Origin of the sequence: Pseudothermotoga hypogea DSM 11164 = NBRC 106472 (assembly GCF_000816145.1) — a bacterium.
GTDB classification, from domain to species: domain Bacteria; phylum Thermotogota; class Thermotogae; order Thermotogales; family DSM-5069; genus Pseudothermotoga_A; species Pseudothermotoga_A hypogea.
This window is the reverse complement of the sequence record NZ_CP007141.1, coordinates 922,823-947,434: the sequence shown is the minus strand read 5'-3', so window position 1 is coordinate 947,434 and position 24,612 is coordinate 922,823. Positions and strand designations below refer to the sequence as shown.

Sequence of the window (24,612 nt, the reverse complement as noted above, 5' to 3'; positions counted from 1 at the left end):
ATATACGAACGTTGATGTTGAAAAGAAGTAACACAATCAAAACTGAACGATGAAATTGCGTGAGGATCGTGAATATCCGAGTTGGAATCAAGTGCAAATTGTTTTTCGCTCATTGACACCCATGAGCGTGTTCGCGTATAATGATAAACAATAAGTGCATGGGGGTGATTCTGTGAAGAAGTTCCTGGCGGTCCTACTGGTTTCTTTCCTCGCAACTCTCTTCTTCGCGCAGATCAGCTTGCAAGAGGCGGCGCCCGTTGTTCAAAAACTCGGTATTCTCAAAGCCATCGACGACACACCGCTCACGTGGGACGAGTTCCACGCCGCTGTGGCGAAGGCTTTTCCTGGGAAAGAAGGGTTGGTCAAGAAGGGGTCTGAGCCTGTTCTCAGGAAAGATTTCATTATGAGCCTGGTCAAGGTGCTGGGACTTGAGCAGGAGGCGGCGAAGTTCACCGAGATATGCACGTTAGCCAACGACGAAGACAAAGTTCCACCTGAAGCGGTCGGTGCGTTCACGCTCGCTTTCAGGAGTGACAGACAACTTTTGGATTATCGATACGGTCATCTTTTGGAGCCATTCTCGCCCATCACGAAAGCTGAAGCCGCAAGATCTTTCTACCAGGCGCTCTATCCACCGAAACGTGGTGGAACGATCGTGACGGCGACCGTGGCAAGTCCAAAGGGTTTCAACACTCTCTTCACCTCTTCTGGACTGACATGGACGCTCTGCAACATCATAGGTGACGGTTACACAGGTACCGACGACAATGGGTTCTACCATCCAAGGATGATAAAGAGGATCCCGAGTCTCGAAAACGGCTTGATCAAGATCTTGCCAGATGGCTCGGTTGCGATCACGTTCGAGCTGAGAAAGGGCATGAAATGGCACGACGGTCATCCCGTCACGGCGAGAGATGCCAAGTTCCAGTGGGAAGTGATGGTCTCTGAGGCACCCATCACCACGAACTATTTCGAAAAGATGGTTGAAAAAGTCGAGATCATTGACGATTACACCTTCACTATTTATCTGCCACACCCAGTGCCGGGTATGGAACTCGGCTCATCCGTGTACGCTTACTACTACGGTTGGTTCCAATTGCCGGAGCATTTGTTCAGGGAAGATTTTGAAAAGGCGAAAGCGAGCGGAAATTGGGATGAATTCGTCCAGAAGGTCATGTTTAACCCAGTTATGACTGGCCCATACAAGTTCAAAGAGTATGTCGAAGGTCAGTACATGGTTCTCGAAGCGTTTGACGAATACTACATGGGAAGGCCGAACATCGATCGGATCATATTCAAGATCATCCCAGACAGCGATGTCATATTCGCCTCGACGTTGAAGGGTGAGATCGACTTCGGAAGATACACGCTGGATCTGAAGCAGAGCTTGCAATTACAGAAAGAAAGGGGCGACATCTTCAACGTCTACTTCACGCCAAACGTGGCGCTGTGGACGCTGAATCTCAACTTCAGAGATCCTAACGATCTGAGCAAGCCACACCCACTCTTCTTTGACGTGAGGGTCAGACAGGCCATACTCTATGCACTCGATCGTCAGCAGATAAACCAGGTCGTGTTCTTCGGACTCGGCCAGATCATGGATACTTGGATCACGGAGATACACATCATGAGGGACGCACTGAAAGGAGATCACATAAAGAAGTATCCTTACGATCCTAAGAAAGCGGAACAGTTGCTCGCCGAAGCGGGTTGGAAGAAGAACAGGCAAGGTTTACTGGAAAAGGATGGCAAGGTCTTTGAATTCACTATCATTTACGGTGCGGGAAGTAGCCAAGCTGAACTCATGGCACAGCTCATACAGGGTATGTTGAAGAAAATAGGTATGAACGTGAAGCTCGAAGCAAAACCTGCGCTTGTGATATGGGAAGAAGCGCCCATGGGCAAGTTCGACGCGTGGCTGACCGGTTGGGGCTACGGTGTGAGCGATGAAGCCTTGAACTACTGGGGTACAGACATGATACCGTCGGAAGAGAACAACTGGGGTGGCACCAACTACACAGGTTGGTCCAATCCAGAGAACGACAAGATACTCGAGCAGATGGCCAAGGAAGTTGCTTACGAAAAGAGGGTGGAACTCTACAAGAAACACTTCGCGCTGTGGACCAACGATCTACCCGTTCTGCCACTCATTTCTGATCCAACACCACACTTTGCGAAGAAATACATAAAGAGCTTCAACTCCACCTACGACAGCGGCCTTGGCTGGATCATCTACAACTGGTACATAGACACCGAAGTCAGATGAGGCAGGGGGGTCTCCCCCCTGCCTTTTTCAGGGGGATCGAGATGAATTTTGAAGTCTTGGTGAAGGACATACCCGATTACAAGAGATTCTTCTCGGTTGATGAACTCGATCGAAGGACAGATGAACTTGCGAAGAAGTATCCACAAATCGTAGAAGTGAGCGTGGCAGGTTTCTCGAGGAACGGCCATCCAATAAAGCTGATCAAGATAAAGGGTGGTTCCAAGAACGCTTTGCTCTTCGGTTGTCCCCATCCGAACGAACCCATAGGTGCGATGATGTTGGATTTCCTCGCTGAAAAACTCGCCAGCGATGAAGCTTTCAGATCCCAGTTCGACTACACTTGGTATCTCATAAAGGTGATCGATCCAGACGGCACAAAGTTGAACGAAGGTTGGTTTTCAAATCCTGAATCGATCAGAAGGTACGCGGAACACTTCTACAGACCCCCGGGATATCTTCAGGTGGAATGGACCTTTCCTGTGGACTACAAGACGTTGCACTTCCACAATCCGTTGCCAGAAACTAAGGTTTTGATGGACATCATAGACGAGACGAAGCCATCCTTCATGTACTCTCTGCACAACGCCGGCTTTGGAGGTGTTTATTACTACATCAGTGGAGAAGTTCCACCTCTGTACGAAGTTTATCAGAGAATACCTCAACTTTTCAACGTGCCACTCTCACTCGGTGAGCCGGAAGTTCCGTATGCAAAAACTCTGTCCAAGGCGGTGTACAAACTCTTTCCGATAAGTGAAGAGTACGACTATCTTGAGAAACATGCGAGTGTGGATCCTGCAAAGATCATAAAATCTGGCGCCAGCTCCGACGAGTACGCGAGCAGGGTTGCGAACACCTTTTCTTTGGTGTGTGAAGTACCTTACTATTACGATCCGAGGATCGAGGACACCGCCGAAACTGACATGAGCAGAAGACAAGCTCGAAGAATATCTTGGGAGAAAGCCAAAGAGCACTACGAACAGATAAAGGGGCCGTTCGAACACTGTGCGAGTTTCGAAGAAGCAAAGAAATTTGCGTTTTACGAGACTTTGAAGAACTACATCGAAACCATGCCGGCACATTTGGAAGCGGAAAAACATTGGATAGAGACAGATCCAGAGCTCGAAAGGAAGGCCACGGTGGCCGAAGTGTTCGACAATCTCTACGTGACCCAGTTCTACCAAAGTTTGAGCTTGGGCATGCTCAGAAGATTGATGAGCAGTGTTCTGAAGGTGAGAAACGATGAAAAGCTTTCCAAGTTGAAGCAGCATGTGGATGAAATGTTTGAGAAAAAGATGGAATATTTGTATAAGAACCTGAACTACAGAGCGATTCCGATAAAAGATCTGGTGGCGATTCAACTTCTCGCAGGTTTGTACACGGCCAACCATCTTCAAGCCCAGGGAGGTTTTTGACTCTTGAGAAGGTATCTGTTGATAAGGTTCCTCGAGTTGATACCCATCTTCTTTCTGATCTCTCTGATCATCTTCTTCATCTTGAACGCCATGCCGGGAGATCCACTCTTGACCATGAGGATGGAAAATCCAAGAGCCATGACGAGAGATCCTGCCAAGATAGCGGAACTGAGGAAGTACTATCATCTGGACGATCCACTCATAGTGCGCTACGGCGTGTGGCTCTGGAGTTTCCTCAAAGGGGATCTGGGCTACTCTTCGATGTACAAACAACCGGTCCTTGGCATCATTCTGAAGAGACTTCCGAACACTCTGTTGCTGACGGTGACGGCATGGGTCATAGGTTTGATCGTCGCCTTTCCCATCGGTATCTATTCGGCGGTGAAGAAGTACTCCTTCTTCGACTATTTCTTCACCGTTCTGGCGTTCATCGGGATATCCTTACCAACCTTCTGGTTCGCCCTGATGGCCATAATCGTCTTTTCGGTGTGGCTGGGATGGTTCCCCGTGACGGGTGTACAGACCTACGGTGTCAGCGGCTTTTGGAACGTTTTCTTCGATCGCTTGAGACACTTGGCACTCCCGGCCCTCGTTCTCGGTTTGGTTCAAGTCGCCTACTGGGTCAGGTACATCAGGACCGCACTACTCGAGGTGCTCGATCAGGATTACATAAGGACTGCATACTCCAAGGGTGCTGACGAAAGAAGGGTAATTTTGAAACACGCGCTCAGGAACGCGCTCATTCCCATAATCACGATCATCGCTTTGGACATACCCTATTTCTTCGGCGGCGCACTGATCATCGAAACGATCTTTTCTTGGCCGGGCATGGGAAGACTCATCTACGAAGCGGTCTTGGCGAGCGATTACAACTTGGCGATCAACTGTTTGATGTTCCTTGCCGTGATCACCTTGCTTTCGAACTTGCTCGCGGACATACTGTACGTGATCGTCGATCCAAGGATCAGGTTGGGTGCGAAGGCGGTGTGAGAGATGGTCTTGCCTTTGAAGAAGAGTGTTGAGGAGCTCGAAGAAGAGAGTTCACCACTCCCCATAGGCACCTACTGGCAATTGGTCAGAAGAAAATTCTTGCGGCACAGATTGGCGCTGTTCGGGCTCATCGCGCTCAGTTGCATCGTGTGTCTGAGCGTCTTTGGACCTCTGGTTGCATCCAAAGCCTACGATGAGATGGACCTTCTGAACAGGTTCAAACCACCCCTTTCGGCTGGATATCTCTTCGGAACGGATGAACTTGGTCGAGACGTCTTCGTGAGAATCATGTACGGTGGTAGAATCTCACTCTTTGTGGGTTTCACGTCGGCGCTTTTCTCGACTGGGATAGGTTTGTTGATCGGTTTACTCTCGGGATACCTCGGTGGGATCGTTGACAGATTGTTGATGCGCTTCGTCGATGTGATGCTGTCGATACCGCTCTTTCCAATTTTGCTGATCTTGACGATGGTCTTTGGCTCGGGTGTGAAGAACACGATCTTGGTCCTGACCGTCTTCGGTTGGATGGGTGTGTCACGGCTCGTGAGAGGGGTCGTTCTATCGCTGAGGGAGAACGAGTACGTCATGGCTGCGAGAGTGCTTGGAACGAGCAGGTTGAAGATACTCTTCAAACACATTCTTCCGAACGTGATGCCGATAACGATCGTTTCGCTGACGCTGAATCTGTCTTACGCAATCTTGGCCGAGTCTTCGTTGAGCTATCTCGGTCTGGGTATACAACCTCCGACACCTTCTTGGGGTAACATGCTCCAACGTGCCATGAACTACATTCTCGCGACGGGGCTCGAAAGAACTGTGCCGTGGTGGCTCGTGTTCTTCCCGGGCTTCATGATCTTCATAACCGTTTTGAGTGTGAACTTCTTGGGAGATGGGCTCAGGGATGCGCTCGATCCCAGGTTCGTGAGCGAGTCATGAGGTGATCGAATGCTGTTGAAGGTCGAAAATCTCAAGATCGGTTTCAAGACAAACATGGGAAGGATCGTGCCGGTTGACGATGTGTCCTTCGAACTCAACGAAGGAGAAACGCTTGGAGTCGTTGGAGAGTCCGGTTGTGGTAAGAGTGTCACAGCGTACGCGATAACGAGGCTGCTTCCAAGGAACGCGTTCGTCGCTGAAGAATCACACGTGTGGTTCAACGGCATAGACCTTCTGAAACTGCCAAAGCAAGAGCTTTACAAGATCAGGGGTAAGGAGATATCGATGATCTTCCAAGAACCCATGACTTCGCTCAATCCCGTTTACACGGTAGGCTGGCAGATCGCGGAGGTGTACGAGTTACACGAACTCTTGGAGAAAGAAAAAGTTTCGAACAGGGTTATCAAGATGCTCAGGGATGTGAAGATCCCCGAACCAGAGAGCAGAATCAAGCATTATCCTTACCAACTCTCTGGAGGCATGAGACAGCGTGTCATGATAGCGATGGCGCTCGCGTGCAATCCCAAGCTTCTGATAGCGGACGAACCCACCACCGCGTTGGACGTCACCATACAGGCGCAGATACTCAAGCTCATGATCGAACTGAAGGAGAAGTACAACACCGCAGTCATGCTCATCACGCACAGTTTAGCCGTCGTCGCGGAGGTGTGCGACAGGGTCGTGGTGATGTACGCAGGTCAAGTCATAGAGACGGCTGATGTGTTCGAACTGTTCGAAAATCCCCTTCATCCTTACACGAAAGCGTTGCTCAACTCTGTGCCTCGGATCGATTGGCAAGAAAGACAGAAGCTCGCCTCCATAGAAGGTACGGTGCCACATCCTGCGAAGTATCCAAAAGGTTGTAGGTTTAATCCAAGGTGCAGTTTCAGAATGAACGTGTGTAAAGAGAAAGAACCTGAGCGGGTATCTATCAGTCCAACGCACTCTGTGAAGTGCTGGTTGTACGCGGATGGTGATGAACAGTGGAAGAACTCGTGAAGCTCTCGAACGTCAGCAAATGGTTTCCCATAAAGAAAGGTTTTGGAAAGAAGTCCTATCTCAAGGCCGTCGATGATGTTTCTTTCAATGTTTTTCGGGGAGAGACCTTCGGGCTCGTGGGAGAATCGGGCTGTGGCAAAACTACGCTCGGAAGGTTGATGGTGAGGGTCTACGAACCAACTTCGGGGAAATTCCTTTACAAAGATTCGAAAGAGTGGATCGACTTGTTCTCTTTGAAACTGAGCGAGTTTCAACCTTTCAGAAAAAAGATTCAGATGATCTTTCAAGATCCGTACAGCTCTTTGAACCCAAGGATGACCGTTCTTCAGATAATCACAGAAGGTTTAACTGATTCGATGTTGAGTCAGAAAGAAAAGAAAGAGATGGCCGTAGAGATGATGAAGAATGTGGGATTGAGACCTGAATACCTTTCGAGATACCCCCACGAGTTCTCAGGTGGTCAAAGACAGCGCATAGGCATAGCGAGGGCGTTGATCCTCAAACCTGAGCTGTTGATCTGCGACGAACCCGTTTCGGCGCTGGATGTGTCGGTGCAGGCGCAGGTGATAAACCTTCTGATGTCACTGAAAGGGCAGTACAATCTGACCTACATTTTCATTGCGCACGATTTAGCTGTCGTGAAATACATTTCGGATCGCATCGCGGTGATGTATCTTGGAAGGATCGTCGAGCTGGCGAACTCGAACGAGCTGTTCGCAAACCCACTTCATCCATACACGAAAGCGTTGATAGCCTCTGTGCCAGTTCCCAATCCCAAACTCAGAAAGCTTCGAAACGTTCAACCCATCCAAGGTGAGATCTCTTCGCCCATAGATCCACCGGCTTGCTGTCTTTTCGCCAGTAGATGTCCCTACGCCATGAAGGTCTGTGCAGAGCAAATACCACAACTCAAAGCAGTCGAGGCTTCGCACCAAGTCGCGTGTTTTTTGTATTGATGGGTTCGTGAGGCAAGTTCACTCATAGCCATACTCTCTACGAATTTTTTCGAGATTTCGGAGATTTTCAAGGCTTGTTTCGTTGATGGCCGCGAACTCGAAGAGCAACGCGTCTGACATGATGACGGGTATTGCCATCGAACGGTAGCTTCCAATGCCTCCACGATCTGTAACGATTATCTCGTCCGCCAGATCGCACAGTTGATTGAGTGCCTGATCGGTGAACAATATATTCTTTCCGCCCCTTTTTCGTGTTTCAGAGAACAGTATCCTCAGTTCGAAGTTGATCTTTCGGTAAGCGAATCCAATCGAAACGTCGTTTTTTCTTATGTTCACCACGTGTTCGAAAAACGAACGACCAGTCGTACCGAAGAGCCAGGTCTTTTTGCCGAACCTGTTCAACCAGAACGAAAGTTCCATCGCTGGCACCAGTGCCGCTCCTTCACCGAAAACATAAACGTCGTTCGCCTCGAAGATGATCTTGGCTGCGTTCTTCAAACTTTTTGTCAGTTCCGCGACGTTCATGTTCTGAAAAACGGCTGTATGAGTTTTCAAAAGTTCATCGAGTACAGTTTCAGAAGAAACGCTCTTCAAACCCTCCTCGACCTTCTTCGAAGAGGTGAGATTGTCGATCAACGCACGCTGGAACTCTTCTTTCATATCGGAGTATCCTTTGTAACCCAGAATGCGAGCAAACCTTATGACCGTTGCCTCACCAACACCGGAAGCCTTGGCCAATTGATCTGCGCTCATCAATGTGATCTTGGATGGATTGTCGATGATGAACTCCGCCACTTTTCTTTGACTCCGTGTGAGCCTTGAGTAAACTCTCTGAATCTTTTTTCTGTACTCACTGTTCATACGATCCCTCCGAAGCGTTGACGAGAGAGCAAAAGCACTCCGACAGTTCCTGGGTTCGGTTGAACCTGAGACAACTCCACCGAAATCTTTTTACCCGGTGTCATATAGTAATTTCGTTGTACGTATTCTACCAACACGCTTCTGTAAAATTCATCCTTGATGAGCCCTCCACCGAGCACGAGAACTTCTATGTCCAAGGTGTCCACGATGTTCGTCAAAAATCTCGCCAAGACCTTCGCACCGTGGGAAACAACTTGGAAGTACGGTTCAAACCGCATTTTCGCTTTTTCGAAGATGTCCTCACATCTGAGTCTTTCTCCCGTGAGTGACTGAATCAGGTTCTCTAAACCTCTCCCAGAAGAAATGGCCTGAAGACATCCTTTTCTACCACAGCTACAAACGGGTCCTTCTTCTTCCGCGATAGTGTGACCAATCTCTCCGGCGGCGTAGTGTGAGCCACGATAAACCTTTCCTTCCAGAACCAAACCCATACCGATGCCCGTGCTCACCGTCACATAAGCCAAATTCTTAGATCCGCGCACCCAAGCTTCAGCGTACGCGGCGGCGTTACAATCGTTCTCCACGAAGCCTTTATCACCAAAGAACCTGCTAAAGGCTTGCTTCAACGCGAGGTTTTTCCATCCCAAATTTGGTGACCACAGCACGTTTCCATCATCGTCGACTGCTCCAGCGGTGGAGATAGCCCAGATCCTGAGTTGCTCACCGCTCAAGAGCTTCTTGCCCGTTTCGGTGAGTCTGCGCAAAAAGTCTTCAAAACCTCTGTGAGGTTCTGTGGGGAACTGGAGCACTTCACGAGGAACCAAACTGTCTTCATCGAATGCGGCAACTAAAGTTTTCGTGCCCCCTATGTCAACACTCAGATCCACTCGAACCACCGATCAAACTCTTGATCTTCTTTATTCGATCATCCAGTTCTTTGAAGTTTCTTTCTTGTAGCAACTTCTTGTTTGCTATGTAGGAACCTACGCCAACGGCCGCTGCACCACTGGAGAAGTATCGAGTCACGTTTTCGTCCGTCACACCACCGAACGGGATGAACTTCACTTTCGGAAAAGGTCCACGATAGGATCGCAGCAGGTTCACGTCGGCTGGATACAACTTGAGCACATCGAGGCCCAACTCCAGAGCGTTCTGCACATCGGTGGAGGTGAAAACGCCCGGAACGTACGCTACACGGTCCTTTCTCGATAACTCCGCCACTCTTGAACTCAAACCTGGACTCAAGAGGTAATCAGCACCCGCCGCGATCGCCCTTTGGTAGTTTCTTTCATCGAACACGGTCCCTGCACCGAGGAAGAGCTCGCCGCCAAAGTGTGTTTTCAACGCCTTCAGGACTTTGTCGGCGTCCTCTTCGGAGAAGCTCACCTCAACGAACCTAAGGTCGTTTTCCAAGAGTATCTCACACAGGTCCATCGCTTCTCTCACGTTCAAACCACGAACGACTATCAAGATTTTGCTGTCGAGCAATCTCTCTAACAAGGTATCTCCTCCGTTCACGATTTTCGTTTCCTCAGCACAGATGTGAGCAACGATACCGCAGAGAGGATCAACAAGACCAAGGAGATCGGCCTGGTGAAGAAAGTGGTGAAACTGCCCCCACTCAGTATCAGTGCTCTTCTCATGTTAGCTTCTGCCATCGGACCGAGTATTAGCGCGAGAACGATCGGACCGAGTGGCACATCGAGCAATCTGAAAATGAATCCCAACACACCTGACAGAAACACGATCATGAGGTCAAATGCGCTGTTGTTTATAGCGTAACTTCCAACGAGCGATAAGATGATTATCGTTGCCCAAATGAAGCTTTGAGGTAAAGAGAGAAACTTCGTGAGAATTTTCGAAAAGAAGAACCCAACGGCGAGGAAAACAACGTTGGCGAGCAACATCAGCGTTATGACCATGTAGACGAAATTGGCGTGGTCTCGGAACATGATCGGTCCAGGTTGCACACCGTAGATTATGAAAGCGCCTATCAGAATCGCAGTGACGGCGTCTCCGGGCAGACCGAGTGCCATCATTGTTGTCAAGGCTCCGCCAAGGCAAGCGTTGTTCGCTGTCGTCGATGCGGCCAAACCTTCTAACGAACCTTTGCCGTACTCCTCGGGTCTCTTCGCTATTCTCCTACTCTGATCCCACGCCACCAAACCTGCGATGTCTGCTCCCGCACCTGGTATGACACCTATGACTATACCTATGAGGGACGACAGCAATGCCACGGGCGTCAAATCCTTCACCTCTTTGAAGGTCGGAACCACCCTTTTGAGTTGTGTGGTGATTCGTGCGTCTGCTGACATGGTCCGACTCTTGGTGAAAATTTGCGACAGAACTTCTCCGATTCCAAACAGACCTATCATGACCGGTATGAAAGAAATACCACCCAGAAGCTCCATCCTGCCAAAGGTGAACCTCTCCGAACCGAAGATGGGATCGAGTCCAATCAGGGCGATCGAGAATCCGAGAAATCCCGCTATCATTCCCTTCAAAATGGACTTGCCGGAGACAGCGACCATCGTTGAGAGTCCAAAGATTGCGAGGGTGAAGTACTCGGCGGGTCCGAAGGACAGCGCGAACTTCGCGAGCGGAAAACCAACGGCGATCAGCGCAACGATACCCAATATTCCGCCGACGCATGAGAAAACGACGTTTATTCCGAGCGCGAGACCAGCCATACCTTTCTTCGTCAAGGCGAACCCATCGAAGGTGGACGCGATCGATGCGGGGGTACCTGGAGTGTTTATGAGGATGGCCGATATCCCACCGGAGAAAATAGCGGAATTCCACACTCCGATGAGCATCGCGAGTCCTTCGTTGGGTGACAACCAAAAAGTTAGAGGGGTGATTATAGCAACCGCCATCGTTGCCGTCAAACCCGGAAGAGTTCCGATGATGAGGCCAGAGAACGTTCCCACGAGCAGATAGATTATCGCCCGTGGATCGATAGCCTGTAAAAATCCCTGCACGAACTGTTGCACACGATCACCCCTTCAGAAGAAAAGCACGTGAAAAACATTGCCGAACAGAAGAAAAACACCGATGCTCAAAACCGCCGAGCCAATCAAACCCATGTACCATTTCGATCCCGTGACGATGTGGATCGAGAACAACATCAAGAACGTGTTGAGCAAAAAATTACATCTGCCCCAGAGCAGAACGTACAAAAGGATCGTGATCAGAACCAGAGAGACTTGAGCCCATCTTCCCTTGGGAAAGGGAGTTGTGGTTTTCTTGAAGAACCTCCGAAGACTGAAAGTCAAGAGCAAACAGGCCAGAACAAGAATCACTGAAGCTATCAACCTTGGGAAGAATCCCGGGCCTGGAATCGTTGCTATACCAGCTGGAAGCTTTGAAGACTCAACCAACAGATAAATCGAGTACGCTATTGAAACCAACGAGAAAATCAAATCACCCATCCTCTCACCTCGAAGTTAAAGGCTGCCCATCGGGGCAGCCTTCTGTTCATTTTCCGAGCGCCTTCGGTATGAGTTCCATGAACATGTTGTACTGAGCTACGGCGAATTCTTTGAACTTTTGTCCATCGAGGTAGGCTGGTGTCATGCCCCTGTCGAGCAGGAACTTTTGGAAGGTTTCACTGTCGTAAGCCTTTTTGAACGCATCTGCGAGTATCTTGTAAACTTCTGGATCGACACCTTTGGGCAATGCCAAGCCTCCCCACGCCGCGATCGAGACATCGTAACCGAGCTCCTTCATCGTTGGTACGTCAGGGAACAGAGGGGTTCTCTCGTCGCTCATCACGGCCAAGATTCTGAGTTGACCTGATTCTACACCCGCTTTGACCTCCGTGGGGCTGACCGTCACAGCTGTGATGTGTCCTCCCAAAAGGGCAGCAACCGCGGGGGCAGCACCATCGAATGGGACATGGACGAGTTTTATACCCGTAGCTTTTTCAAGGCTCAGCGCGGCGATGTGCCAGATGGAACCTGGTCCCGAGTTACCCACAGTCACCGTGCCAGGTCGAGTTTTCACATACTCGATGAATTCTTGAGCAGTTTTCCAAGGTGAATCGGCTCTCACTGTGAGGGCGGCTGGTATAACCATTATTCTCATGAGCAGATCGAAATCTTCCGGACCAAAGTCTGCGTAACCCAGCGCCTTAACCATCGAGAGTTCGACGGGCACATAGCCCATGGTGTAACCGTCGGGTTTGCTGGTTTGAAGTCTCTTCATCGCGATGGCACCAGCAGCACCTGTGATGTTGGTGCAGTTGATGGGAACCTTGAGTATCTCTTGTGCGATGGCTGTGATGGTTCTCGAAACCATGTCCGAAGCCCCACCGGGAGCCGCTTGGATGATGAAGGTGATGGGCTTGTCTGGATAAGCTGCGAGAAGTAGAGTCGCAAGAACCAACGAAACGAACACGAGCAACCTTCTCATAAGAAAACCTCCTTTGAAGTAAATGCTTCCATCCGAAAACGAAATGGAAGCTTTTGCTTCAAAAATACCACAGGTCAAACCATCTGCCAAATCCGGTGCGGCACGGAGAACTGGAAGATTGGGAAGCTTCTCCTGAATAATTGCTCAAAACTCATTTTTTCATTCGATTGCTCTGTCTTTCTTCGTCAATCACATCGATACAGATTTTTCACCTTGTCACGGCTTCTGCAGTCGGCCCATGAAGAGTATGGTGTTGCTGGTTTCTTCCTGAATCAAGAACATGAACGGTCTATCGGCTCTGAAGATCACCGGCATGACTGGCATCGCCATCTTGATACCCATGATCACCGCGGTTGCGGCTGCCGCTTCAGTACCTTCCTCGTTGACTTCCACGAAGGCCTGGTGTATCACGTTCTGAATCTTCAACATGTGAGTTCCATCGATCTTTGAAAAGTCGGCCCTGTCAGTGAACGGATCGACCATGCCCATCTTCATGAGCGTTTCCTTCATCGATAGACGTTCCAAAATCTTGAACCTTGGCAAAAACACCTGAACCCTTGTTTCACTGAGATTCTTCAGCCATCCTTCGATCTTTTCTTTCGTTAGATCCTTTTCCAGCTCAATCAACTCTACACCCGCTCTCGGCAGAACGATGACCATGGAAAGACTGCTTTCTGCGTACGGAAGTTTCAGAACTTGAACTTGGTCATCTTCGTAGTATTCGAATTTCTCTGTGAGTTCCATCATGTCCACTTCGACCTTTGTAGTTTCGTTCACATGGAAGAAATCCTTCTTCGTCAACTTCTCGTCGAACGGTATTTTCCATCTGCCTTTGAAGTAGATCGCGTTGGTCAGGATCAGTCTGGTGAGACTGTCGACGTCGTCTCTCGTGAGCATGTTCTTGATCTTCCCCGCGGTCTTTTCTTCAATCCATTCGTTGACCTTTCGAATTGAATTGTCCAGATCGGTCACGAAATCGACGATGTTGACAGGCGCTCTGTAATACCTTTCGATGTCTCTGAGGAAAGAATCCAACAGTGGATAGTTCTTCTGCACCCACAGCGCGTTGGCTGTGATCAGTTTGTAAGCTTCTGCTGGTTTGTTGAGTGAAGTGATCAATTCTGAAAAACTTTCGTGGAGGCCTTCGTCTTCGAAGTGCAACACTCGCTTCATCTGCAAAGCCGTGTTTCCATCCGCACCGAGGTAAGTCATCGCCAGAGCGGTACTTATACTGAACGGTGAGAAAAAGATGTTTCCTTCCTTGCTCGCGAGCACTCTGTAGAGATCCAGACCGAACGAGTTCACAGAATTTGCTGCGTTCATTGCGAAGTATACGCCGAGTGACAAAAACACGATCACCACAGAGAGTGATCTCTTCACGACCTTCGCCCCCTCGGGGACCATTCTACACACAGATGATTAGAAATCGATGAGAAATCGCACCATCACGTCGCGATGGGTTTTGGATAGACCACCACGTTGCCGTCGCGAACGAATATCACAGCGAGATAAATGTTGGGAGACGTGAAAAAGTTTTCGATCGCCTTGATTAGATCTTCCGCAAGCTTTTCTATCGTTGACTTTTGCTCTTGCGAAGCACCACAGCCAAAGAGTAGCAGCACGAGCGCGCAGCAGAGCAGAGGTATCCTCAGAAGCCTTCCCATCGGAACAGCTTCGGAAAGTTCTTTCGTGATAACTGTACCCTGAGCTTCGTGTTCGAACCGTGGGAACAAGTAAGCTCTGGGTCGTAGTCTAAACAATGAGGTCGGCTGTGGTAATATAGTTCGAGAGAGAACTGTTCTGGAGGTGAGGTGGATGAAGAAAGCGCTCGTTTTTGTTCTGGCATTAGTCACGGGTTTGATGTTTGCACAGGCTTTCTCCGACGTGCCTGTGAACCACTGGGCGTACGAAGCTGTGACTGAGCTGGCGAAACTCGGTATCATCTCCGGCATGCCGGATGGAACGTTCCAAGGTAACAATCCCATGACTCGCTACCAAGTCACGGTGGCACTGAAGAAGATGCTGGACTATCTCACCAAGCAACTGGCCGCAGGTCCAGCCGATATGCAGACCGCGTTGAAGAGAATAGCTGCACTCGAAGATCTGGTGAGCACCGCGATCAACAGAACTCAGAGGCAAGGGGAACAATTGGCTGCGACGGATCAAACACTTCAGACCGTTCTGGCCGAAATTTCGACTTTGAAATCTACCATCGTTGAGATCTCTCAGGTGAGAAGAGATTTGCCCACCATGATCGCCGCTTCAGAAAACAAGATGATGACGATGTACAACCAACTTTCCGCCAAGGTGTCCGCGGTTGAGAAGAGCGTTTCAGATCTGCAGGCGCAGATCTCTGCGCAAATCATGTCCCAGTTGAAGGCTTCCATCGATGCAATCAACGCGAGAGTGAGCGATCTCGATACGAAGTTCAACAACCTCTCTTCGAGGCTCGATACTTTGTCCAAGTCCATCGACGCCACGAAGGCCGATCTGACGGCTCTGTCCAAGAGAATGGACGGTTTGGAGTCCAACTTACAAGCGCTCGCGACGCTGAGAAAGAGCTTCAGCGATCTGGAGGGTCGTGTTGCTGCCCTGGAAACGAAGCTTGCTTCGGATGTCGACAGCTTGAGGAAGGCGCTCGACGCAACGTCCCGCCAGCTCGATGCAAGATTGTCCCTGCTCGAAGGTCAAGTCGCTTCGCTCGTGACCGACGTTGAAAAACTCAAGAAAGATGTTGCCGACGCTACCAGCGCGGCGAAGAAGGTGGGCGTGCTCGAAGGCAACGTTGGAACGCTCGCAGGTCAGTTGACATCTCTGAGTCAGAAAGTTTCTCAAGCCGAACAGAACATCGCTAACCTGTCCAAGAAGATCGATTCCAAACCTTGGATGAGCGACATAGAAGCGGCGACGGTTGAGCAGGCGAAGAAGATCAACGAGGCTTACAACATGGGCTTGATAGGCATCATCGTTGGTGCGGCCGGTGCGGTGATAGGACTGATTGGTATGTTGATGGGTGGTGCAAATCCGTAACGTGGTCTCTGGAAGGAACTCAAGGACCCCTCGCGGGGTCCTTTTTGTTGCCACAGAACTTTGAGATGTGGTGTATCATTAATGAAAAGATGGATCTTCAACGCCGGCTTTTTAAACAATCTCTCGGAAGGGGGTTTTACCATGTTCGTGAAGGACATCATGACCACGAACGTCGTCACCGTTTCACCGGAGACGACCTTTCAAGAAGCCATGGAGATCATCAGGACGAAGGGCATCAGAAGACTGCCTGTGGTGAAGAACGATAGAGTCGTCGGTATCATCGCTGAAAAAGACCTGCTGAAAGCTTCCCCCTCACAGGCGACCACGTTGGATGTGTGGGAACTCACCACTCTGCTGGGTAAACTCACAGTCAAGCAGATCATGAAGAAGGATGTGGTTCATGTTCATCCCAACACACCTATAGAAGAGGCGGCGAAGATCATGACGGACAAAAAGATCGGCTCACTCTTGGTGATGGAGGAAGAAAGACTCGTTGGTATCGTCACCGAGACCGACATATTCAAAGTGTTCATCAACATGCTCGGCGCGCGGGAGAAGGGCTTCAGGTACGTCTTCAAGGTTCGAAACGTTCCAGGCATCCTGGCAAGGATTCTGAACCTGATGAACCAATGCGGTGGAGACGTCATAGCCGTGAGCACGTACGAAAAGTCTGAAGAAGAGTACAGCGTCGTGATCAAGGTGAAGCCATCTTTGGACAGAGAAAACTTCGAGAAGAAACTCTTGGAGGGTGTTGTGAACGTTTCCATCATCGATGTGAGACAAGATTGAAGGGGGCTTTCGCCCCCTTCAGTTGTTCTGAGTCCGTCACTGTATCGGTCTGAGTGTCACGCTCACACTGACGGACTTTCTGTCCACTTTGAGAGTGAGCACTTCCGCGTAGTAACCACCCTTGATCACGACGAGTTGGTACGTGCCGTATTCCAGGTCCAACCTCAGCGGTGTGATGCCTTTGAGATATCCATTTATGTACACGAGCGCGTTGGAAGGCGAACTGTTGATGCTCACCGTGCCAACCTTCACGATCGGCTCGAGCGTGAGATTAACAGTTCTTGTCTCGTTCGGCGACACTTGAACTTCCACGGAGGCGTCCTCGTAATCCGGCAAACTCGCAACGACTCTGTGCACCACGTTTGCATCCACTTCCACTCTCAATCCTGTAGGACCGGCCACACCTACGTATCTGCCATCGACGTATATTGAAGCGTTCGTGGGGTTCGTGTAGATGAGTAAGAACCCCGTTCTGATGATGGGTGGTAGAGTTATATCGACACGCTTGGTCTCACCAGATCCAACGTTCACAGTCACGGTCGTGTCTTGATAGCCACTCATCGTGGCGATGATCGTGTGTGTGCCGGGATCGACCTGCACAGAAAGACCAGTTGTTCTTGTGGTCCCAATGTAGTTACCGTTCACGTAAATAGATGCACCGACTGGGTTGGTGAATATGTTGAGCGTCGCTTTTCGTGGTACGAGCGTGAGCGTTATGGTTCTCGTCTCGCCTGGATTGAGCGTTACCGTCATGGAAGCATCTTGATAACCCGATAGTCTCGCTTCAACACTGTAAGTGCCCGGTGCCAGTGTCAGAGTCAATCCAGCTGAAGGCGCAACACCTCGGTATTGACCGTTGACGTAGATCGAAGCGCCCGCCGGGCTCGAAAACACTTTCAAAGTCGCTTGTTCCGGATTCAACACCAGATTGATGGTCTTCGTCTCACCCGGTGCAACGGTGAAACTCTGCTGTGCAGCGGAATAACCCGGCATCGTTGCCAAAACGGTGTGTTGACCCGGTTGAACCTCGATTTGGATCGGGCTCACGCCTATGAAAGAGCCATCGAGGAATATCTGAGCTCCGGGTGGGGTGGTGTTTATGTTCAGCATCGTCTTCTGTATGAAGTTAGCCGTCACAAGCACCGTTCTTCCAGCGGTGACAAAGAAGGTCTCCGTTCGTACTTGGTTCTGCCAGTAGAAAGTCGCAAAGTGCTGACCTTCGTCGAGTTCAACCCTTGCAGGAGTTCTTCCAATGTACTTTCCATCGACGTAGACGTGTGCACCCGTTGGGTTGGATTCGAGTTGTGCGACGCCGGTTCTTGGAGCCCTTCCAACGTAGAAGTAAGTTATGTCGCTGGCCCATTCGCCAGACAGATAAGGCAAGATCTGTTTTTGCACGTAGTTTTCCGCATCTTCGCTGAGCAACGGGAACGTCTGTTTTGTGCCGAGATCTCTGAGCTGTTGAATGATGGGAATAAAGCTCGTGCTGGCTATGATCTGGATGAATTCTTTTCCTTCAGGTGGGGCGACCTTGAAGGAGTACAAGTTGGATATGGGCAGTTTGTAAGTCACGTTCGGCGCGATGTAGTTGTTCGAATCGTATTTGTTCGGGAACAGGAGCGTGATCTTGCCGTCGGTACGGATGTTGTAGATCAAGACGTAGCAACTCTTGTTGGCTTTGAAGTAGATGTTCAGCGACTCACCGACTTGATACACCGCACCCTCTGGCTTGTTCAACCACACCTTGACTTCGAGTTCGCTTGGTTGTGGAACGATTATTATGTTCTTGAGCTGCATGTCTGCAAAAGCCATGACTGCGACCAACAATGCGAGTACCACGATCAAAGATCTTTTCATCCGTATCCCCCCTCATCACTGTGGATATATGACTCGTGCATCTACGACTTTGTCATCATCGATTCTGAAGAAGGCGAAACCTTTGGTTTCAATGTCCGTCAATGTCATGTCCTTAGGAACAGTGAAATTTTGCCAGTCACCACCTGCCTGAACCTTGGTCACTTTGTAGACACTGCCTTCTCTCTTAAACTCGACAAGCACATAGTTCGTAACTGGCACCTTTGTTTGACCAGCCTCACCTATGATCAGATCCCAACTCGTTCCGAGTAGATCGTCGGCTCTCAGGTATAGAATCAGTGTTCCATCGAAAGTTGTTTTGCTGTCGTCGATTGTGTTTTTAATTGTATCCAAATCAGTCATATCGTAGTTTCCAACGAACTCGTTGTTCAGATAAACGTTCTTATCGGCTGCATTAACTGAAAAGACAAGGCTTCTGTTTGTGAAACCAGTGGGTTGATTATCAAAATCATACCAGAGCATCAAAATGTCAGGCTTTGAATCACACCAACTGGCGAGGTTCAACAGATCGCTGTCAGTGCTGTTGGCGGTGACTTCGACGATGTTTTGCGTGACGCTGGATATGATCGAAGGTAGAGGAGCGCACGAAACCAGTATCAAGGCGACGATCGCTGATGTTGCAATCAAAAACCATTTCAAACTCTTCATCACACCACCCCCAAGTTTTTGAAAAGAGGCGCAGAGCGCCTCTTCAGTACGTGAAACTGAAGACCAACCTTGCGTTCTTTCTAACGGCGAAGATCGCTACGAAGTCTCCCTTTTTGACTTTTTCCACGGCTTGATTCCAGTCACTCAACGATCTGATCGTGTAACGTTGTCCACTCACCGCGACTTGGTCGATCACGTCGCCGACCTGTAAACCGAGCGAGCCTTTGTTCTGTCTCACGATCACACCGTTCACGCTGGTGGGTATAGAATAAGTTTCTCTGTCGGCGGGGGTTATTTCGTCGACGATCAAACCTACAAATTCTTTTGCTGAGATGCTCGATGGAGCTTGTTCGTCCGAAGCGGCGCCCAGCGTCACGACGAACTTGATCTCTTTGCCGTTCCTGTTCACGACGATCTCGACGATGTCACCCGGCACGTGGCTGTGTATGAGCGAGACCAGTTCGGCGTCGGAACTGACGTCAACACCATCGAATTTGACGACCACGTCGTTGTCTTTCAAGCCGGCTTTGTCGGCGGGAGAGCCTTCCAAAACCTGTACGATCAGGGCACCTTTGTTGACCTTCAGCCCGAGTGCTTTGGCGAGCTCGTTCGTCACGGTGGTGATCCTGACGCCGAGATAGGCTTTCTGAGTCTTTCCAGTCTCGACCAGCTGGTTGATGAACCTCTTCACGGTGTTGATCGGTATGGCGAAGCCGAGGTTCACCGCTTGCTGTGGGTTGATGATCGCGGTGTTGATACCTATCACCTGACCGTGTATGTTCAAAAGTGGCCCACCGCTGTTGCCTGGGTTGATCGCCGCATCGGTTTGGATCAAGTTGGTGTAGTATCCAGATCCATCAGGTTTTGGAATCCTTCTACCCGTCGCACTCACAACACCGATGGTCACAGTGTGTTGGAACCCCAGAGGGTTCCCTATGGCTATGACCCACTCACCAATCTTCACCCTGTCGGAGTCTCCAAATGGCACAGTTGGTAACTCTCTCTGAGCGCTGATCTTCAGCACGGCTATGTCCAGTTCCGAATCGCCACCAATGTACTCAGCTTTGTAGGAAGAACCGTCCAGGAGCGTCACCGTTATCTCTGAGGCTCCACCCACGACATGTTCGTTGGTCAGTATGTAACCTTCCTTGTCGAAGATGAAGCCAGAACCTATGCTCGTCGCCCTCTGCGTCCCACCGAACGGAGAATAACCGAACCAACGTCTGAAGAACTCTTCGATGAACGGATCGAAGTATGGAGAAGTGACGGTCTTGACGGCCTCCACTTTCACGACGGCCGGTGCGCAGGCTTCCACCACCGCCACGATGGGACTTTGATAGTCGGGATTAACCAACGCAAAGCTTGAAACCAACGCCACGAGCACGCTCAGCATCACGAAAGCTTTCCTCATGTGCGACACCTCCTCGACTCAAACTTTTGCTCCATCTTCTTTGACAATGATATTGTCACTCACGTTCATTAGAAATCCATTAAAAAACTGGCAGACGGCAAATTCCATGACATCGAACTTTGAATTCACGAACGCAGAGAAGCTGTTTCTCACCTTTGTACTTTTTTCAAAGGTTCGATCACTCGATTATCCACGACTTCGCCGTCTCGTATTTTGAAGAACGCGAAGCCCTTAGTGTTCAGTTCACTCGCTGGAATATTCTTCGGTACATCCATGTTTTCGAAGTTCTCCGACACTTGAACCTTCGTGACCTTGTAAACGTTGCTCTGAACTTCCTCGAATTCGACGAGTACGTATTTGGCCGTCGCATCTTTCGCTTTCACTTCGTCTACGAAGAGATCGTACACCGTGGCAGAGAGGTCTGTCGCGACGAGGCGCAGTTTCAGTTCGCCAGGAAAGTCTTCTCTCGGTTGTTCGCTGATGATCGATATGATTTCATCGATCGCTGTGTCCTCGTAATTGGCGATGAAAACGTTGTTCACATACACGTTCTTGTCGATTACATCGGTTGCACCTACAAAGAGCGTCGCTCTGTCGTGGAATCCAACTGGCGGATCAGCCAAATCGTACCAAAACATCACGACGTCTTCCTGCTCTGCGCACCAGTTCGCGAGTTCCATGAAATCTTGGTTCGTGGGGTCCTTGAGCTCCGAGGCATTCGAAGTCTCTTCGACCTCGATCGGATAAACTTTACCGTCGACCACGATTAATATCCATTTCGCACAGGAACTCAGAGCCAACAAGAGCAACGTCAGCGCAGCCACAAGAACCAACACAGCCGTGCTTCTCACAAAAATCACCTCCTCAGTCTTTCGACCCTCGCACACGAAACTGTACGTCAACGCCACGTTCTCACCGTGTACAGACCATCGGATGAAATCGATCTTTCCCACGACCCTGTTTCGCAATCACATCGTTCACGTTGATGAGTGTCGGGGGGCACTCTGACGGCGGGAATTGTCGATGAGAGGTATCGTTGACGATTTCGGCACGATTGTGAACTCACTCAAAATGAACTTTTCGAGCCTTGCCGGTCTCGACGAGATGGTCGAAGAATCCTTCACAGCGTTGATGCGTGTCGCAGAAATTATGATCGTGGTGGTAACGGACGAGGTCACGCATTGGTTCTATCTCGAACGGTATTCTCGCCCACGCTCATTAAAAATCGATTAAAAAACTCGCGAATCGCAGATTCTATCGCGTCGAAACCCTCCAGTTTCATGAATCTCTCTCGAAATTCACGACCACCGAAGAAGCCGTGGGTGTAGCCTGCCACGAACTGTCTCAACTTGTAAAAAGACTTTTCCCCTTCGCGCTCTTTCAAAAGTCTCGCGTGGAACAAGAACATATCCCTGATCTGTTCGACAGTCGGTGCTTTGGTGTGGAAAAACTCGTGAAAGATCCAAGGCTTTCTGAGCGCACCTCTGGCCACCAATGCGGCGCTCGCTTTAGAGATCTCGAGTGCTCTTCGAATATCCTCAACTGTGTAGAGATCTCCAGAGATGGCGGTTGGAACGTTCCACCTTTCCAAATTCAGATTCCACTGTGCCTTTCCAGAGTACATTTGGACTGCGGTCCTTCCATGCACCTCGACGCCGTCCACTCCCGCCGAAACCAGCACGTCCATGATCTTTTCAAGCTCGTTCTTTTCAAAACCGATCCTAATTTTCACCGTGATCGGCTTTTCACACGCGTTCTTCATGGCCACGACTATGTCTCTGAGCCTTTCGAGGTCTTTCAACAGTGCGGCTCCAGCGTTCTTCTTGATCACTTTTTTCACAGGACAGGCCGCGTTCAGATCGATCCAGCTGGCTCTGTGCTGAACCTTCTTGGCGGCGAGGGCGAGTTTTTTCGGATCAGACCCATAGAGTTGAACGGCGGAGTTTTCTTCTTCGAAAGGAAGCATCTCATCGACGACGTCAAGATCGAGAAGAACGCTCTCTGCGCTGATCATCTCGCTGAAACTGAATTGAGCTCCCCAGAGTCGACAGACGGTTCTAAAAGCTTTGTTGCTGATACCCGCCATGGGTGCCAGACCGACGATACCAGGATAGCTAAACCTTTCCATAGTGGTTCACCACAGATTCTTCGATCTGAGAAACGACCATGCCTTTGATGCTCTTACCTTGTTTCACTCTTTCTCTTATCTCGCTGGCCGAGATCTCGATCAGGGGAGCTTGGAGGAAAACGATCTTTTCGAAGAGTTCTCCGAGCTTTTCTTTCGCCCTCTCATGGTAAGGTTTGCCACAGTAGCGAGGATAAACGACGAAATGACAGGAGTTGAGCAAATCTGTGTATCTGTGCCAACTTTCGATGTAACTCAAGGCGTCTTCTCCGACTATGAAGTACGGTGCGCAATTGTGTTGTTCTGCGAAGTAACGCACGGTGTAGAGAGAATAGGAGATATCCCCTCGCGTTCTTTCATAATCGCTCACGATGACGTTTTTCAATTCGAAGGTCTTGACGCACCAGTCGAACCGCAACTCGAACGGTGCTATGTCGTTCGATCTGTGCGGAGGTCTGTAAGCAGGAACGATGTAGAGTCGTTCGAGTTCTAAAAGCTCCAACGCGTACTGCGCAACGATCAGATGTCCCACGTGTGGTGGGTTGAACGTTCCACCGAAGATGCCGATCCTATTCGTGGTATTCGAAATCGTAGCTTCCGATCCAGACAGTATCTCCATCCTTCGCACCCGCCTGTTTCAATCTTTCGCTCAAACCGTTCTTTTCGAGCAGTTCCAGAAAGCGAACCAAGGCGTCCCTGTGCTCTATCGAATAACGATTCAACCACGCTTCCACCTGTTCACCCTTCACGACGAATCCTTCTTTGGTCTTGACGATCTCAAAGTCGAACTTGAGTTCCAGTTTAGTTTTGAAGGGCTTCGGTTTTTCAAAAGGTGGTGCGGGAAGCATCTTCAACTTCAGCTTGCTCTCTCCTACGAACTGCGCGATCTTTTCCTTCAAGATGTCGATGTTCTGCCGTGTCAGGGCAGACACGGGGACGATCTCTCTGTTCGTGTACTGTTTCAATTTTTCAAGCCTTTTCTCTAACTCATCCTCCTCGAGCAGATCGATCTTGTTCGCAACGAGAATCTGTGGCTTTTTCAAAAGTTCTATGTTGTACTTCGAAAGTTCTTCCATTATCGTGTCGTAATCCTTCAGAAAGTTTCTGCCTTCCACACAGGCTATATCGATCACGTGCACCAACACGCTGCACCTCTCTATGTGCCTCAGGAACAGATTTCCAAGTCCACTTCCTTTGTGCGCGCCTTCGATCAATCCGGGGATGTCTGCAAGAACGTACTCCATACCGCTGTTCAACCTCACGACACCGAGGTTGGGAATCAATGTGGTGAAAGGATAGTCAGCGATCTTGGGCCTGGCGTTGCTCATGGCGGCGATCAGGGAAGATTTTCCAACGTTCGGAAAACCAATCAATCCAGCGTCTGCGAGCAACTTCAACTCGAGCTCAAGCCATCTCTCTTCGCCCCTCTCACCCGATTCGGCGATCCTTGGAGCTCTGAGCGTGCTCGTGGCAAAGTGCACGTTGCCCCTGCCACCCTTACCGCCCCGCACAACACAGACCATCATGCCGTGTCTGTCCAAGTCAGCGATGATTTCACCACTTTTGGCATCCTTCACGACCGTCCCGACCGGAACGTCTATGATGAGATCTTCACCGCTTTTTCCTGCTTGTTTTTTGCCACGACCGTGCTGGCCGTCTTGTGCGACGAACTTCTTCTGGTACTTGAACTTGAGCAATGTAGAAAGGCTGGCGTCGGCACGTAGGATCACAAAGCCACCGTCGCCACCATCGCCACCGTCTGGTCCGCCCTTGGGCACGTACTTTTCCCTTCTGAAACTCACTGCGCCGTTTCCACCGTCTCCGGCCTTGACGTGGATTAGAACTCTATCGACGAAATCTTCCTTCTGCAGAACGATCACCTCTGTCGTGGAATATTGTAA

Annotated in this window: 23 protein-coding genes; 8 read left to right on the top strand and 15 right to left on the bottom strand. The window is 49.9% G+C overall.

Annotation, left to right across the window (positions count from 1 at the left end; translation table 11 throughout):
* The first annotated feature begins 172 nt into the window (after nt 1–172).
* Genes AJ81_RS04780 through AJ81_RS04755 form a run of 6 tightly spaced genes read left to right on the top strand, consistent with a single transcriptional unit; the run spans nt 173 to nt 7,559 of the window.
* On the top strand, nt 173–2,266 hold the full coding sequence (locus AJ81_RS04780) for a peptide ABC transporter substrate-binding protein (protein WP_031504906.1): 2,094 nt from the start codon (nt 173–175) through the stop codon (nt 2,264–2,266).
* A 41-nt stretch (nt 2,267–2,307) separates the two neighbouring features.
* Entirely contained in the window at nt 2,308–3,678 is a 1,371-nt protein-coding gene (locus tag AJ81_RS04775) for a M14 family zinc carboxypeptidase (RefSeq protein WP_031504904.1), read from the top strand.
* Between the two features lie 3 nt (nt 3,679–3,681).
* Nucleotides 3,682–4,668: an ABC transporter permease gene (locus AJ81_RS04770; protein WP_031504903.1), complete on the top strand. Its 987-nt coding sequence runs from the start codon at nt 3,682–3,684 to the stop codon at nt 4,666–4,668.
* A gap of 3 nt (nt 4,669–4,671) precedes the next feature.
* Complete coding sequence (locus AJ81_RS04765) at nt 4,672–5,604, top strand: ABC transporter permease (RefSeq protein ID WP_031504900.1); 933 nt, start codon at nt 4,672–4,674, stop codon at nt 5,602–5,604.
* Between the two features lie 9 nt (nt 5,605–5,613).
* On the top strand, nt 5,614–6,603 hold the full coding sequence (locus AJ81_RS04760; RefSeq protein ID WP_031504897.1) for an ABC transporter ATP-binding protein: 990 nt from the start codon (nt 5,614–5,616) through the stop codon (nt 6,601–6,603).
* Nucleotides 6,588–7,559, top strand: coding sequence for an ABC transporter ATP-binding protein (locus AJ81_RS04755; RefSeq protein WP_031504896.1), 972 nt, complete (start codon nt 6,588–6,590; stop codon nt 7,557–7,559). The genes AJ81_RS04760 and AJ81_RS04755 overlap by 16 nt, the downstream gene beginning before the upstream one ends.
* An 18-nt stretch (nt 7,560–7,577) precedes the next feature.
* On the opposite strand, the gene AJ81_RS04750 is transcribed toward AJ81_RS04755, so the two are convergent.
* From AJ81_RS04750 to AJ81_RS04715, 8 genes are all read right to left on the bottom strand, one after another.
* Nucleotides 7,578–8,420, bottom strand: a complete 843-nt coding sequence (locus AJ81_RS04750; RefSeq protein ID WP_031504895.1) for a MurR/RpiR family transcriptional regulator — start codon at nt 8,418–8,420, stop codon at nt 7,578–7,580.
* Nucleotides 8,417–9,307, bottom strand: a complete 891-nt coding sequence (locus AJ81_RS04745) for an ROK family protein (protein WP_051368692.1) — start codon at nt 9,305–9,307, stop codon at nt 8,417–8,419. The genes AJ81_RS04750 and AJ81_RS04745 overlap by 4 nt, the downstream gene beginning before the upstream one ends.
* Entirely contained in the window at nt 9,291–9,920 is a 630-nt protein-coding gene (locus tag AJ81_RS04740) for a bifunctional 4-hydroxy-2-oxoglutarate aldolase/2-dehydro-3-deoxy-phosphogluconate aldolase (protein ID WP_031504891.1), read from the bottom strand. Before AJ81_RS04740 ends, AJ81_RS04745 begins: the two co-directional genes overlap by 17 nt.
* A gap of 14 nt (nt 9,921–9,934) precedes the next feature.
* Complete coding sequence (locus AJ81_RS04735; RefSeq protein WP_096325183.1) at nt 9,935–11,413, bottom strand: tripartite tricarboxylate transporter permease; 1,479 nt, start codon at nt 11,411–11,413, stop codon at nt 9,935–9,937.
* Nucleotides 11,414–11,425: 12 nt separating this feature from the next.
* Nucleotides 11,426–11,851 carry a tripartite tricarboxylate transporter TctB family protein gene (locus AJ81_RS04730; protein WP_031504888.1) on the bottom strand — a complete coding sequence of 142 codons (426 nt, stop codon included), beginning with the start codon at nt 11,849–11,851 and terminating at the stop codon, nt 11,426–11,428.
* A 46-nt stretch (nt 11,852–11,897) separates the two neighbouring features.
* Nucleotides 11,898–12,833 carry a tripartite tricarboxylate transporter substrate binding protein gene (locus tag AJ81_RS04725; RefSeq protein WP_031504887.1) on the bottom strand — a complete coding sequence of 312 codons (936 nt, stop codon included), beginning with the start codon at nt 12,831–12,833 and terminating at the stop codon, nt 11,898–11,900.
* A gap of 216 nt (nt 12,834–13,049) precedes the next feature.
* A complete protein-coding gene (locus AJ81_RS04720; protein ID WP_051368691.1) occupies nt 13,050–14,213 on the bottom strand; it encodes a serpin family protein in 1,164 nt (387 codons plus the stop codon).
* Nucleotides 14,214–14,278: 65 nt separating this feature from the next.
* Nucleotides 14,279–14,497 carry a hypothetical protein gene (locus AJ81_RS04715; RefSeq protein ID WP_144316853.1) on the bottom strand — a complete coding sequence of 73 codons (219 nt, stop codon included), beginning with the start codon at nt 14,495–14,497 and terminating at the stop codon, nt 14,279–14,281.
* Nucleotides 14,498–14,648: 151 nt separating this feature from the next.
* On the opposite strand from AJ81_RS04715, the gene AJ81_RS04710 reads away from it, so the two are divergent.
* Both AJ81_RS04710 and AJ81_RS04705 read left to right on the top strand, forming a co-directional pair.
* Complete coding sequence (locus tag AJ81_RS04710; RefSeq protein WP_031504882.1) at nt 14,649–15,863, top strand: S-layer homology domain-containing protein; 1,215 nt, start codon at nt 14,649–14,651, stop codon at nt 15,861–15,863.
* A 141-nt stretch (nt 15,864–16,004) separates the two neighbouring features.
* Nucleotides 16,005–16,652 (top strand): CBS domain-containing protein, encoded by a 648-nt coding sequence (locus tag AJ81_RS04705; RefSeq protein ID WP_031504881.1) that lies wholly within the window; start codon nt 16,005–16,007, stop codon nt 16,650–16,652.
* Between the two features lie 36 nt (nt 16,653–16,688).
* Here the strand turns inward: AJ81_RS04705 and AJ81_RS04700 are convergent, their stop codons facing one another.
* The 7 genes from AJ81_RS04700 to obgE all read right to left on the bottom strand — a co-directional run bounded on the left by AJ81_RS04700 (nt 16,689) and on the right by obgE (nt 24,588).
* Nucleotides 16,689–18,509 carry a PEGA domain-containing protein gene (locus AJ81_RS04700; protein WP_051368690.1) on the bottom strand — a complete coding sequence of 607 codons (1,821 nt, stop codon included), beginning with the start codon at nt 18,507–18,509 and terminating at the stop codon, nt 16,689–16,691.
* Between the two features lie 15 nt (nt 18,510–18,524).
* Nucleotides 18,525–19,175 carry a hypothetical protein gene (locus tag AJ81_RS04695; RefSeq protein ID WP_031504878.1) on the bottom strand — a complete coding sequence of 217 codons (651 nt, stop codon included), beginning with the start codon at nt 19,173–19,175 and terminating at the stop codon, nt 18,525–18,527.
* Between the two features lie 43 nt (nt 19,176–19,218).
* Nucleotides 19,219–20,586 carry a Do family serine endopeptidase gene (locus AJ81_RS04690; RefSeq protein ID WP_031504877.1) on the bottom strand — a complete coding sequence of 456 codons (1,368 nt, stop codon included), beginning with the start codon at nt 20,584–20,586 and terminating at the stop codon, nt 19,219–19,221.
* A gap of 149 nt (nt 20,587–20,735) precedes the next feature.
* Entirely contained in the window at nt 20,736–21,437 is a 702-nt protein-coding gene (locus tag AJ81_RS04685) for a hypothetical protein (protein ID WP_144080675.1), read from the bottom strand.
* A 323-nt stretch (nt 21,438–21,760) separates the two neighbouring features.
* Nucleotides 21,761–22,714 carry a tRNA dihydrouridine synthase gene (locus AJ81_RS04680; protein WP_038059824.1) on the bottom strand — a complete coding sequence of 318 codons (954 nt, stop codon included), beginning with the start codon at nt 22,712–22,714 and terminating at the stop codon, nt 21,761–21,763.
* Nucleotides 22,701–23,330, bottom strand: a complete 630-nt coding sequence (gene nadD / locus AJ81_RS04675; RefSeq protein ID WP_038059823.1) for a nicotinate (nicotinamide) nucleotide adenylyltransferase — start codon at nt 23,328–23,330, stop codon at nt 22,701–22,703. The genes AJ81_RS04680 and nadD overlap by 14 nt, the downstream gene beginning before the upstream one ends.
* Nucleotides 23,281–24,588: a GTPase ObgE gene (gene obgE, locus AJ81_RS04670; protein ID WP_031504869.1), complete on the bottom strand. Its 1,308-nt coding sequence runs from the start codon at nt 24,586–24,588 to the stop codon at nt 23,281–23,283. The genes nadD and obgE overlap by 50 nt, the downstream gene beginning before the upstream one ends.
* Nucleotides 24,589–24,612 lie beyond the last annotated feature (24 nt).

Coding starts and splice junctions, on each gene's coding strand:
- AJ81_RS04750 (WP_031504895.1), bottom strand. CDS start 8,420: ATGAACAGTGAGTACAGAAAAAAGATTCAGAGAGTTTACTCAAGGCTC.
- AJ81_RS04695 (WP_031504878.1), bottom strand. CDS start 19,175: ATGAAGAGTTTGAAATGGTTTTTGATTGCAACATCAGCGATCGTCGCC.
- AJ81_RS04765 (WP_031504900.1), top strand. CDS start 4,672: ATGGTCTTGCCTTTGAAGAAGAGTGTTGAGGAGCTCGAAGAAGAGAGT.
- AJ81_RS04730 (WP_031504888.1), bottom strand. CDS start 11,851: ATGGGTGATTTGATTTTCTCGTTGGTTTCAATAGCGTACTCGATTTAT.
- AJ81_RS04715 (WP_144316853.1), bottom strand. CDS start 14,497: ATGGGAAGGCTTCTGAGGATACCTCTGCTCTGCTGCGCGCTCGTGCTG.
- nadD (WP_038059823.1), bottom strand. CDS start 23,330: ATGGAGATACTGTCTGGATCGGAAGCTACGATTTCGAATACCACGAAT.
- AJ81_RS04700 (WP_051368690.1), bottom strand. CDS start 18,509: ATGAAAAGATCTTTGATCGTGGTACTCGCATTGTTGGTCGCAGTCATG.
- AJ81_RS04725 (WP_031504887.1), bottom strand. CDS start 12,833: ATGAGAAGGTTGCTCGTGTTCGTTTCGTTGGTTCTTGCGACTCTACTT.
- AJ81_RS04760 (WP_031504897.1), top strand. CDS start 5,614: ATGCTGTTGAAGGTCGAAAATCTCAAGATCGGTTTCAAGACAAACATG.
- AJ81_RS04775 (WP_031504904.1), top strand. CDS start 2,308: ATGAATTTTGAAGTCTTGGTGAAGGACATACCCGATTACAAGAGATTC.
- AJ81_RS04690 (WP_031504877.1), bottom strand. CDS start 20,586: ATGAGGAAAGCTTTCGTGATGCTGAGCGTGCTCGTGGCGTTGGTTTCA.
- AJ81_RS04680 (WP_038059824.1), bottom strand. CDS start 22,714: ATGGAAAGGTTTAGCTATCCTGGTATCGTCGGTCTGGCACCCATGGCG.
- AJ81_RS04705 (WP_031504881.1), top strand. CDS start 16,005: ATGTTCGTGAAGGACATCATGACCACGAACGTCGTCACCGTTTCACCG.
- AJ81_RS04710 (WP_031504882.1), top strand. CDS start 14,649: ATGAAGAAAGCGCTCGTTTTTGTTCTGGCATTAGTCACGGGTTTGATG.